The sequence below is a fragment of the Mitsuaria sp. BK041 genome (genome assembly GCF_014193085.1).
GTDB lineage: Bacteria > Pseudomonadota > Gammaproteobacteria > Burkholderiales > Burkholderiaceae_C > Roseateles.
On record NZ_JACHYT010000002.1, the window covers coordinates 868,748 to 881,308 of the forward strand.

The following is a 12,561-nucleotide window of genomic DNA, read 5'->3' on the forward strand; positions in this document are numbered from 1 at the left end:
GCTCAGACGGCCGCGGGCGGCCGCGAGGCCGGCGCCGCGCCGAAGCCGGGATTGGGCTCGGCGCCCATCGTGAACACCAGCCGGCCGCCCTGCATCAGGGTGGCGTGGTCGATCCAGCTGCGCGTGTGCGGCTGCCCCCGCCAGGTCACCGACTGCACGTAGATCCGGTCGGGGCCGTTGCCGCGCGCCTCGATCTCCAGCGTCCTGCCGCCCGGCAGGGCCAGTTCGGCGCGCTCCACCAGTGGACTGCCGAAGACATAACGCGCGCTGACCGGATCCACCGGGTATAGCCCCAGCGCGCTGAGCACCAGCCAGGCCGACATCTGCCCGCAGTCCTCGTTGCCGGACAGGCCGTCGGGCCGGTCGCTGTAGAGCGTGTCCATGATCTGCCGCACGCGCGCCTGCGTCTTCCAAGGCTGGCCGGCGTAGGCATAGAGATACGCGATGTGGTGGCTGGGCTCGTTGCCATGGGCGTACTGGCCGATCAGCCCCGAGATGTCGGGCGGCGCGCCCGGCAGTTGCTCCGAGCTCGTGGTGAACAGCGCATCGAGCTGGGCGACGAAGGCCGCCTCGCCGCCGAAGAGCGCCATGTAGCCGGCCACGTCGTGCTGGTTGAGGAAAGTGGCCTGCCAGGCATTGGACTCGGTGAAGTCGCGCCAGCGATCCGAATGGCCCAGCGCTCGCGGATCGAAGGGCTCGGTCCAGCGGCCGTCGGCCAGGCGAGGCCGCACGAAACGAAGCGCCGGATCGAAGACATGGCGATAGTTCAGCGAGCGCTGGCGCAGCAACTCCGCGTCCGCCTCGGCGCCGACGCCCCGCGCGAGGCGGGCCAGCGCCCAGTCGTCGTAGGCGTACTCGAGGGTCTTGCTGGCCGCCTCCTCCTCGCGGTCGGACGGGATGAAACCCAGCCGGCGGTAATCGGGCAGACCGCGGTACGCGTCGTCCATCGCGCGCTGGCGCCACAGCGGCCAGGCGCGCTGGAAGTCGATGCCGGCGAAGCCCTTGGCCTGGGCCTCGGCCAGCACCACCGCCGAGTGGTAGCCGATCATGCAGCCGGTCTCGCGGCCGTGCAGCGGCCACACCGGCACGCCTTGATCGCTCTGCTCCGCCATGCGGATGAGGCTGTTGACCAGGTCCGGCACGCGCGCCGGCGTGAGCATCGTCAGCAGCGGATGCAGGCTGCGGTAGGTGTCCCACAGCGAGTACTGCGTGTAGTTGCGCTCGCCCGGCGACAGCTGATGCACGCGCAGGTCCATGCCGCGGTACTGGCCGTCCACGTCGCTGAACAGGGTCGGCGCGAGCAGGGAGTGATACAGCGCGGTGTAGAGCATGCGCTGATGCCGCTCGTCGAAGGTCCGCAGCCGCAGCGCGGCGAGCTCGCGCTCCCAGGCCGCGCTGGCTGACGCGCGCACCTGCTCGAAATCCCAGCCGGGCAGCTCCTCGCGCAGATTGCGCAGCGCGCCCTCCGCGCTGACGTAGGAGATGCCGCACTTGACCAGCAGCGGCTCGCCCGCTTCCGAGCGCCAGTGCAGCGCCGCCAGCAGCTGCGTGCCGCGCGAGACACGCGTGGCCGCGCCGTCCGCGCCGTTGCCGTTGAACACCTCGAAGCGCTCGAAGGGACGCGAGAACTGCATCGCGAAGTAGACCTGCCGGCCCTGCGCCCACTGGTCGACCGCGCGGCCGCCGAGCAGCATGTCGTCGCCGACCACCTCCAGCTCGGCCCATGGCACGCGCGTGGGAACGCCCGGCTTGTCCTGCATGCCATGACGCAGGTCCACCATCAGATGGCTGCGCGTGTGCTGGCCGAAGCGGTAGCGATGTAGACCGACGCGCTCGGTGGCGGTGAGCTCGACAGTGACATCGCGATCGCGCAGCGCGACGCGGTAGAAGCCGGGCTCGGCGGACTGGTCCTGATGCGTGAACGGCGCGCGCCAGCCCAGCTCCGGATTGCCTGGCGGTCCGGGCTGCCGCCGCACCTCGCCGACGCAGGGCATCACCAGCACGTCCAGCAGGTCACCGATGCCGGTGCCGCTGAGGTGCGTGTGGGAGAAGCCCATGATCGAGCGGTCCTTGTCGTGATAGCCCGAGCAGGCGTCCCAGTCCGCGTTGTAGGTGTCGGGGCCCAGCTGCACCATGCCGAAGGGCCGCGTGGCGGCCGGCGTGGTGTGGCCGTGATCGCCGGTGCCGATGAACACGTCGACATGGCGGGTGAGGCGGTCTTGCGCGGCGGCGCCCGGGGACGCGGCCTGGCGCGAGGGGCCGGCGCAGCCGGTCAGCGGCAGGCCGGTGGCGAGCGCCATCTTGAGCAGGTCGCGGCGTGAGGTCATGGATCAGCTCGATTGCAGCAGCGCGGGCCGATGCCGCGCCAGGTTCAGGATCAGTTCGCCGAACAGGCCGTTGGCCCAGGCAAACCAGGGGCGGGTGAAGTGCGTGGCGTCGTCCTGGTCGAAGGCCTCGTGCATGAAGCCGGTACCCGCATGGCTGGCCTGGAGCCAGCGCAGGCACTGGCGGATCTCCGCGTCACCGGCGGCCGTGGCGGGCGCGGTCAGCGCCTTCATGGTGAGGGACATCGGCCAGATCATGCGCAGGCCCTCGTGCGGCCCGCCGGTGCCCTCGGCCACGCGGCCGCGGAAGAAGTACGGGTTGTCCGGGCTCCAGGACCGCGCGCGCGTGCGGCGGTAGAGCGCGTCGTCGACCGCGCAGACGCCCAGGTAGGGCAGGCTCAGCAGGCTGGGCGCGTTGGCGTCGTCCATGAAGAACTGGTTACCGAAGCCGTCGACCTCATAGGCCCAGACCTCGCCCGCCGGCGTGCGCAGCCGCGCGTGGCGGCGCAGCGCGGCCGCGACCTCGTCGGCCAGGCTCTTGGCCTCGCCCGCCAGCGCGGCGTCGTGCAGCACTGTGTCCGCCATCGCCGCGAGCTGGCGCAGCGACACGACGGCGAACAGGTTGGCCGGCACCAGGAACGGGAAGACGCAGGCGTCGTCCGACGGCCGGAACATCGAATGGATCAGCCCCACCGGCCGGCCCGGATGGCCGTAGCCATCGAGAACCAGGGTCTCGGTGGCCGCCTCGGCCTTGCGCTGGAAGCGGTAGGGACCAGGGCCGGTCTTGCGCTGCTGCTCGCGCATCGTGCGCAGCACCGCGCGCATCGCCTCGGTCCATTGCGCGTCGAAGGGCGCGGTGTCGCCGGTAGCGCGCCAGTAGCCATGGGCCAGGCGGATGGGCCAGCACAGCGAATCCAGTTCCCACTTGCGCTCGGACACGCCGGGGCGCATGTCGGTCAGGTCGCCGATGGCCCACTTGAGCTGCGTGCGGGCCTGGGGATCCTCGAGGAAGGCATTGGCGTAGGGATCGATCAGCAGGCAGCGCGCGTGGCGATGGATGACGCCGCGGATCAGACGGCGCAACGCGCCGTCCTCGCGCGCGAAGGGCAGGTAGGGCCAGACCTGGGCCGACGAGTCGCGCAGCCACATCGCATCGATGTCACCGGTGATGACGAAGGTGTCGGGCTTGCCGTCGACGATGCCCTCGGTCACCGTGGTGTCCAGCGTGTTGGGCAGGCAGTTGCCGAACATCCAGGCCAGCTCCGGATCGCCGATGCGGCGCTGGAGGTCCGCGATGGCGGCATCGACAGCGGGGCTGATGAAGCGGCGCTGAGCGGGCGGAGGCCGCGAGCTGGCGAAGCGCGCATCCGAACCAGGGGGACGATCGGCCGCCAGCACGCGGGCCATGCCCAGACCGCTCAGTCCACCGGCCAGTCCCAGCCCGAGCAGCGCGCGCCGCGCCGGCGAATCGATCATGCCGCCTCCCTTCATCGCGGCAGCTCCTGCCGGCCCTGGATCTCGAAGCTGGCGCGCAGCACCTCGGCATGGCCGGGCTGGCCGCCGCCCACCGCGAGGCGGTAGCGGCCCGGAAGCACCGCGCGCACGCCCGACGCGTCGACCTGGCTGAGCGCGCGGGCATCGAGCTCGAAGCGCAGCGTTCGGCGCTCGCCAGCCTTCAGCGGCACGCGCTGGAAGGCCACCAGCGCGTGCGCCGGCGCCACGGCCAGCGGCGTCTCGGGCTCGAGGTAGACCTGCGCCACTTCGTCGCCATCGCGATCGCCGGCGTTGGCCACCTCGACCTCGACCGTGAGCGCCTCACCCGCGTTCGGCACCGCGCTCGACACGCGCGGCGCCTGGTAGGCGAACCGGGTGTAGCTCAGCCCATGCCCGAAGGCCCACAGCGGCGAGCCCTTGAAGTAGCGATAGGTGCGGCCCTGCATGCCGTAGTCGGCGAAGGGCGGCAGGTCCTGCGCCGAGCGGTAGAAGGTCACCGGCAGCCGCCCCGCCGGGTTGTTGATCCCCAGCAGCGTCTCCGCGATCGCCTGCCCGCCGGCCTCGCCCGGATACCAGGCGGCCAGCACCGCGTCCGCGTGCTCGGCGGCCCAGCGCAGCGCCACCGCGCTGCCCGACTGCAGCACCACGACCAGCGGCTTGCCGGTCGCCTGCACCGCCTGGAGCAGACGCTCCTGCGCCGCCGGCAGGTCCAGCGAGCTGCGGTCCCCGCCATCGAAGCCGGGCACCTCCAGCTGCAGCTGCTCGCCTTCCAGATCGGGCGACAGGCCGACGAAGGCCACGATGGCATCGGCCTGGCGCGCGGCCGCCACCGCCTGCGCCAGTTGCGCATCGGCGGGCGCCTGCCATCGCAGCGACAGGCCCTGGTCCTCGCCTGTGTGCAGCCATTCCACGCGCAAGGTCCGCGGGCGATGGTCCGTGACCTTGACGGTGACGGGGGCCTGGTCGCCGTCGCCGTCGCCGTCCTGCAGCAGCTTGCCGTCGAGGTAGAGACGGACGCGGTCATGCCCGTCGCAATCGAAGCAGCGCTCCACGCGCAGGCCCAGCCGGTACTCGCCGGGCGCCGGCGGCAGGAACTGCCCCGACCAGCGCACCGAGTACCCGCGCGGTGGCAGGCCCGCCGCAGGCGGCGCCCGGTTGAAGTCGAGGTTCAAGCTCGCATCGTCGCTGGCTGCGACGGGGGGGCCGGCGAGGGTCGCGTTGGCGAAGACCTCGCGGCGCAGGCCGGGCCGGCCCTGCGGCGTGCGCAGCGCCGCCTGCGGCACTGCCACCGGCACGCCCTCGGCGAGCGGAGAGCCCTGCGCCTCGACCACGCGCGCGGCCCCAAGCGCCTGGCGCAGACCGGCCAGCGGCGTGATCGGATCGGCCGCCACGCCGTGGTAGTTGGCGTGCAGGTCCTCGAGCAGCTCGGCGGTCGGACCAACGACGGCCACGCGGCCGCGCGGCGACAGCGGCAGCACGCCGTTGTTCTTCAACAGGACCATGGACTCGCGCGCGGCGCGCAGCGCCAGCGCGCGACCCGCGGCCCAGTCGATGGACGGCGCGGCGCTCGCGGGCGAGAACAGGCCCAGCCGCAGGCGGGCCTCGAAGAGCCGCTGCAGCGCGCGATCCAGTTCGGCTTCGCTGACACGGCCACTCGCCACCGCCCGGCCCAGCGCGGCGAAGCTGCGGCCGCAGTTCAGGTCGGTGCCCGCCTGCAGCGCGCGCGCCGAGGCCTCCGCGTCATCGGGCGTGGTCTTGTGGAAGAGCGTCATGTCCTCGACCGCGTCGCAGTCGGTCACGACGAAGCCCCGGAAGCCCCAGTCGCGGCGCAGCCGGTCCTGCAGCAGAGCCGTGTTCGCGCAGGCGGGTGTGCCGTCCAGCGCGTTGTAGGCGCACATGACCGAGCCGGCGTGCGCCTGCGTCACCGCGGCCCGGAACGCCGGCAGATAGCTGTCCTCCAGATCGTGGGCCGACGGGTTGACGTTGAACGCGTGGCGCTCCTTCTCCGGCCCGCTGTGCACGGCGAAATGCTTGGGCGTGGCGATGACCAGCGGGCGGCGCTCGTCGGGGCCTTGCAGCCCTTGCACGAAGGCCACGCCCAGGCGCGCGGTGAGGACCGGATCCTCGCCATAGGTCTCCTGCCCGCGGCCCCAGCGCGGATCGCGGAACAGGTTGATGTTGGGCGACCAGATCGTCAGGCCGCCGTAGCGGGCGGAATCGCGCGACACGCCCGGCGGCGGCGGCGCGGACTTGGCCCGCGCCTGCGCGGCGATCACGCCGCCCACCGCGTGCAGCAGCGGCGCGTCCCAGCTCGCGGCCAGACCGATGGCCTGCGGAAAGACGGTGGCCCGGCCGTTGCGCGCCAAGCCATGCAGGCCCTCGCTCCACCAGCCATAGGCCGGCACGCCCAGACGCTCGATGGCGGGCGCGCCGTCCTGCAGCTGGGCGATCTTCTCGGCCAGGCTGAGCCGGCTCACCAGATCGGCGGCGCGCTCGGCGTCGCCCAGGCGGGCGTCGAGATAGGGCGGCACCGTCGCCGATGTCCGCGCCGACGGCGCCGGCTCGGCGGCCGTTGCCATCGATGCCATCGATGCCGGCAGCAAGGCCGCGAAACACAGCCACGGCATCACGTGCATGCCGCACCCCCCGCGGCGCTTCGGCGCCGCCGGTGAAAGGGAAAGCGCCCGCCTGACGGCGTCAGCCCATGCGGCGCGGGTCCAGTTGCACATGCCGGATGTGGCTCCGTTGGTAGGTGTAGGTGAGATGCACGAGACCATCGCGTGTCTGGATCGCGGCCGGGTAGGAGAACTCCTGGCCCGGCTCGTCCTCCAGCGTCGCGACGGTGCGCCACGTGTGTCCGCCGTCGCCGGACAGCGCCAGGTCCAGCCGGTCGCGGCCGACCCACCAGTCGTTTCCCTGCTCGCGCGGGTTGAAGACCATCAGGATGCGGCCATCGGTCAGGCCCAGCGCCTCGATGCCCGCATTGGGATTGGGCAGCGAGGTCAGCGCAGCGGCCGACCAGCTGCGTCCGCCATCGCGCGAGCGCGTGACGGCGATGCGGTTCGCCCGGCTGCGCGCGAAGGCCAGCACACTGCCATCGGGCCGGGCGGCAAGGCTGGGCTGGATCAGCCCGTAGCCCTTCGGATCGGCCACTGGCACGTTGGGCAGCCAGCTCCGGCCCAGGTCCCGGCTGCGCTCCATGTGAAGGCGCCAGCGGCCCGCTTCGTCCTCGGTGCTGGACGGGCCCAGCAGCGTGCCGTCCGCGAGCATCAGCGGCTTGCTGCGGATCGGGCCCAGCACGCCGTCGGGCAGCCGGCGCGGCGAGGACCAGTGGCCGCCGCCATCGTCCGAGGTGATCAGCTCGCCCCACCACTGCCGTGGATCGGGGCCGACCTTGTAGAAGAGCAGCAGCGTGCCGCCGCGCGCGGCGCTGGCCTGGAACAGGACCGGGTTCCAGGTGGGCAGCGGACTGCCGTCCGGCTGCACGCCGTCCGCGATCGCGCGAGGCGCGCTCCAGGCACCGGCCCGCAGGCGCGAGCACCAGATGCGCACATCGGGCGCGCGCTCCGCGGTGCCGCCGAACCAGGCGGCCATCAGGCTGCCGTCCGGCAGTTCCACGAGCGTGGACGCATGCACCTGCGGCGTGGCCGGCCGCTCGTCGATGAAACGCTTGTGGAGTTCGAGCTCCGCGCTCCAGGCGCGCGGCCCGGCCGCGCCCGCCAGCGCCGCGCCCAGCAGCTGCCTTCGGGACAGACCGGGCACTCGCCGCGTCATAGCGCCTGCCGCAGCGCGGCGATGCGCGCGGCGTCGATGCCGGACGCGAAACTGCCGCCCGCTCGCGCGCCGCTGCCCACGTGGTACTGCCGCGCGCCGATGCGGCGATGCAGCGCGGCCAGGTTGCCCGCGTGCACGCCCGCGCCCACCAGCGGCTCGACGCCCTCGCCCAGACGCCAGCGCGTCACGAGTTGCGCGAGCAGCTCGGCGCCCTCCTCCGCGGTCGGCGCGGCGCCCGAGCTCAGCAGCTGCGTCACCGCGCCGCGATAAGCGCTCAGCTCGCTGAACGCGCGCACCGGATCGCGTGCGTCGTCAAAGGCCCGATGGAAAGTCATCGGCAGACCATCGGCCCATCCGAGCACCTGATCCAGGGCCGCACGATCGATGTCGCCGTTGGCCGTCAGCGCGCCGAAGACCAGGCCATGCGCGCCGGCGTCGCGCACCATCGCCACGCCCTCGCGCACCTGGCGCATGTCGGCCTCGTCGTAGCAGAAGGACCGGGCGTGGGGCCGCACCATGACCATCACCGGCAGACGGCACTGCCGCACCACCTCGTCCACCACCTGCGCACTGGGCGTGAGCCCGCCCTGCGCCATGTCGGAGACCAGCTCGATGCGGTCCGCGCCGGCGGCCTCGGCCTCGCAGGCGTCCCGCGCCGTCAAGGCGATGACCTCGATGCAAAGGGGCGCGTCGCTCATGGGGCGGCGAACAGCTTGAACTCGCGGATGGCCGCGACGCCGACGCTGTTGGTGATGCGCAGCCGCACGCGGCGTGCGCTCACCGGCGGGAAGCGGTCGATCTTCATGTGACCGACCGCCTGCGCCTGGGTCAGCGTGATCCACTGGCCGCCCGCCCAGGCCTCGATCCGGTAGCCGCGCACATGCTGGCCGTCCTCCAGGCGCTCCATGGTCAGCGCGCGGTCGATCGTCACGGTCTTGCCGAGGTCCACCTCCAGCACGCCGCGGTTGGCCTCGGTGACGGTCCAGAAGGTGTCGTCGTCGTTGTCCAGCGCGGCCTGCGCGCGCGCATCGGTCTTGACGTGCGTCGCCGCCACATTGGCGGCGTTCCCGTAGCGCCGCTCCAGGGCCTGTCCGAACTCGGCCAGGCGCGTCACGTCCGCGTCGGGCAGCAGGCCGTGCCGGTCGGGCGCGATGCCCAGCACCAGCTGACCACCGCGGCCCACGCTGTCCTCGTAGTTGCGCATCAGCTCGTCCACCGTCTTCAGCGACGCGGCGAATTCCGGCTTCGAATTCCAGAACCAGAAGTCCTTGTGCAGCGGCGTGTCGACCTCCACCGGTCGCCAGCGCAGCTGGCCGTGGCGGTCGATGACGTTCCAGTTCTCGCCCTCGATGACGCCCACCTCGTTGCCGACCCAGCGGATGTCGCCGTACTCGAACAGCGCGGTGTCGGCGAACACCATGGCGTTGGGCTGATAGGTGCGCAGCTTCGCCACGTAATGCTCGAAGTCGTAGACGTGGCCGTCGCTGCCCGCGCCGTCCAGCCACCACTCGACCAGCGGGCCGTAGCCGGAGGCCAGCTCGACCAACTGGCCGGTGTAGAAGACGTCATAAGCCTTGGAATCGGCGTAGCGGGGCTCGTGCCGGTCCCAGGGCGACAGATAGACGCCCATGCCCATGCCTTCGCGCTTCACCGCCTCCGCGGTCATGCGGACCAGGTCACCCTGCCCGTTCAGCCACGGGCTGGACCTGACCGAGTACTCGCTCTGCTGCGTCGGCCACAGCGCGAAGCCGTCATGGTGCTTGGCCACCAGCACCAGATAATTGGCACCCGCCGACTTCGCCGCGCGCGCCCACTGGCCGGGATCGACGCGGTCGGGATTGAACACGGCGGCCGGCGCCTTGCCGTCGCCCCATTCGCGGTCCAGGAAGGTGTTGGTGCCGAAGTGCACCAGCACGCCGAAGCCGCGGTTCTGCCAGGCCACCTGCTGCGGCGACGGGGTCGTCGCCGAGAACGAGTCCGCGGCGCATGCGGCCGTCCAGGGCGCCGCCATCGTGGCCATGCCCAGCGCCGCGCCAAGCGCCGGCAACCTCTTGATCAACGATCGGTACATCTGAGATCCATCACAGGTCACAAGAAGGGGCCGGCCGGCTCGCGCGAGCCGGCCGGCCCCGCTCACGTCACGCTCAGAGCTTGAAGTTCATGCCCAGCATGATGGTCCGGCCGTTCTTGTAGAAGCCGGTGGGCGCGTCCTTGTTGCCGCTGAACTGGTAGTAGGTCTGGTCCAGCAGGTTGGTCGCGCTCAGGCTGATGCCGATCTTCTTCGTGATCTCGTAGGAGGCCGACAGGTCCAGCTGCTTGTACTGGTCGGTGAAGTCCTGCGAGTTCAGGCGGCCGATCTGCGTGAAGTACTGCGAGCGCCAGCTGTAGACCAGGCGCGCGGTGAAGCCCGCGTATTCGAAGTACGGAATGATGTTGACCGTGTTCTTCGACAGGTAGGGCAGGTTCAGGCCTTCGCCGGTGTCCGCCTTGGCATAGGTGTAGTTGCCCTGCAGGCCGAAGCCGTAGCCCAGGTTCTGCTGGTACATCAGCGACAGGCCCTTGACCTTGGCCGAGCTGGCGTTCACCGGCGAGCTGATCGAGAAGGTCCGGTTGTTGATGACGCGGTCGTTCGTCACGTTCACGACGTAGTTGCTGACATCGCGGTAGAAGAACTCGGCGCCCACCATGCTCTGCGGCGCGAAGTACCACTCGCCGGCCAGGTCGAAGTTGGTCGACTCGTAGGGCTTCAGGCCGGGATTGCCGCCGCTGCCGGTGCCCTTGACCAGGTCCAGGTTGGTCGCGCCCGCGAGATCCGAGTAGCGCGGCCGCGCCAGCACCTTCGCGACCGAGAAGCGCAGCACCTTGCTCGAATCCAGGTCGTAGGCGGCGTTGAAGCTGGGCAGCAGCTTGTTGTAGCTGGTGTCCGTCGTGGTCGGCGCGTAGGTCGTGCCGCCGTCGTTGGAGAGGTAGTAGTTCGAGTCGTCCTTGGTGTGCACGTAGCGCAGGCCGAAGTTGCCGCGCAGGCCGCCGACGTCGTAGTTGAACTGGGTGTAGAGATTCGACGTGGTCTCGCGCACGCTGAAGGTCGAGCCGTAGTCGATGTTGAACGGCCCTTGCGGCTGATTCAGCAGATAGCTCTTGACCTGTCCCAGATCGGCGGTGGGCCAGTTGCGGATGTCGCCGCTGACGTCCAGGCCGTCGTACAGCCCGGACGGCGCATTCGAGTTGCCGAACTGGTCCAGCGTGATGTCGCTGGTGGTGTTGATGCGATTGCCGCGCGCGTTGACACCGTTGTCGTGCTTGATGAACTTGGCGCCGACCATCACTTCGTTGATGGGTCCCAGGTCCAGCTTGTGGGACAGGTCGACCTGGCCATAGCGTTCGCGGTCGCTGCTCTCGGCGTAGTAGATGCCGCCGGCCTGGTACTTGCCGTCGATCTGCGCGCCCGGCGCGGACCCCGCCGGCGCGCCCGGCAGGCCCCAGTTGGAACGGCTGCCGTCGTCGTAGACGATGCCGGCCTGCTTGGGACCGTAGTTGAAGGAGTAGCCGCCCGACTTCAGCAAATACTTCATCAGGTATTCCGGCGACTTGCCGCCGGAAGCCGAGGTGTAGCCGACCTGGCTGGAAAGCTTCCAGTCGTCGGCCTTGTACTCGTGCTGCAGGTTCAGGCTCTTGGTGACGACGGTGGACTCGCGGTAGTTCGCGTCCAGCTCGGCATAGGGCTGGTTGCCATTGCCGGCGCCGGCCGTCACGGTCGCCGCGGTGATCAGGCCGTTGTTGACCGTGGCCTTGGTGATCTTGTCGATGTCGCCGCAGCCGGGGCAGGCATAGCGCGCCTCGCTGTAGTTGTTGTACTGGCCGTGGACATAGATGCCGGTCAGGTTGAACTCGTTGCGGGTATCGGGCTTCCATTGCAACGCGCCCTGCAGACTGTCGCGCTGGCGCGTCTGCTGGAAGAAATCGCTGTCGATGGCCACCGGCATGCGCGCGGTTTGCGGATCGCCGCTGCCGGAGATCTGCGCCGTCGGGCTGATGCCGTTGCCGGTGGTGTAGCCGAAGAACTCGATGCCGGCCTGCGACAGCGTCTGCTTGTCATGCGAGGCGGCGATCAGCGCGCCGAAGTCGTTGCTCTCGTTCTTCCAGCTGTACAGCACCGAGCCGCGCGGATTGCCGTCCTTGGAGCGGTCGTTGTAGCTGTAGCCCAGCGAGCCGCGCAGCGTGTTGGCCGGCAGGTCCAGCGGCTTGCGGGTGTGGATGATCACGGTGCCGCCGATGCTGCCCTCGTCGATGCGGGCCTCGGGCGACTTGTAGACCTCCATCGTCCCGATGATCTCGGGCGACAGCAGCGTGTAGTTGAAGGTGCGGCCGCTGGTGTCGCTGGGGTTGCCGCCCCAGTCGCCCGAAGCGATGGTCTGGCCATTCACCAGCACGCGGTTGAGCGCCGGGTCGGTGCCGTTGATGCTGACCTTCTCGCCTTCGCCGTACAGCCGGTCCACCGCCACGCCGGGCAGGTGGGCGAGCGATTCCGCCGCATTGGTGTCGGGGAACTTGCCGATGTCCTCGGCGCTGATCGCGTCGACGATGGCGTCGGCGTTGCGCTTGATGTTCATCGCGCGCTGCAGGCTGGCGCGGTAGCCGGTCACGTTGACCGTGTCGAGCGCCTTGGCCTTGGCATCGCGCGAGGCGTCCGGCGCGGCGTCCGGGGCGGAGGCGGCGGGGCTCGGCGGCGGGGCCGCCTGCGCGAACGCGGCCGGTCCGTAGATCGCGGCGATGGCGGTGACCAGGGTGGATTTCAGGAGGAGTCGATTCGGTTTCATGGTCGCAGTCTTCTTGGTGAGGGCCGTGAATGGAGGGGCGGTCGATACCGCGTCTTGGAATTGCTCTTGTCCCTGGGTTTCAAATTAGCTACTGCACATCGAGGTCGATCCGCTTTTTGGGCGGACGATCTGTTTCCTGGCGTCGGTCCCGT

General features: G+C 70.5%; 7 protein-coding genes. All 7 read right to left on the minus strand.

Annotated features, from left to right (window positions below; all coding sequences use genetic code 11):
- Positions 1-2: 2 nt before the first annotated feature.
- A complete protein-coding gene (locus FHT38_RS19650) occupies positions 3-2,327 on the minus strand; it encodes a GH92 family glycosyl hydrolase (protein ID WP_183492967.1) in 2,325 nt (774 codons plus the stop codon).
- A gap of 3 nt (positions 2,328-2,330) precedes the next feature.
- Positions 2,331-3,800, minus strand: a complete 1,470-nt coding sequence (locus tag FHT38_RS19655; protein WP_183492968.1) for a glycoside hydrolase family 125 protein — start codon at positions 3,798-3,800, stop codon at positions 2,331-2,333.
- 11 nt (positions 3,801-3,811) lie between these two features.
- Entirely contained in the window at positions 3,812-6,397 is a 2,586-nt protein-coding gene (locus tag FHT38_RS19660) for a glycoside hydrolase family 3 C-terminal domain-containing protein (RefSeq protein ID WP_221213859.1), read from the minus strand.
- Between the two features lie 118 nt (positions 6,398-6,515).
- Entirely contained in the window at positions 6,516-7,580 is a 1,065-nt protein-coding gene (locus FHT38_RS19665) for a sialidase family protein (protein WP_221213860.1), read from the minus strand.
- 8 nt (positions 7,581-7,588) lie between these two features.
- Positions 7,589-8,290 carry a copper homeostasis protein CutC gene (locus FHT38_RS19670; protein WP_183492970.1) on the minus strand — a complete coding sequence of 234 codons (702 nt, stop codon included), beginning with the start codon at positions 8,288-8,290 and terminating at the stop codon, positions 7,589-7,591.
- Entirely contained in the window at positions 8,287-9,663 is a 1,377-nt protein-coding gene (locus FHT38_RS19675) for an alpha-L-fucosidase (RefSeq protein ID WP_183492971.1), read from the minus strand. Before FHT38_RS19675 ends, FHT38_RS19670 begins: the two co-directional genes overlap by 4 nt.
- A 73-nt stretch (positions 9,664-9,736) precedes the next feature.
- Entirely contained in the window at positions 9,737-12,409 is a 2,673-nt protein-coding gene (locus FHT38_RS19680; protein ID WP_183492972.1) for a TonB-dependent receptor, read from the minus strand.
- Between the last annotated feature and the right edge of the window lie 152 nt (positions 12,410-12,561).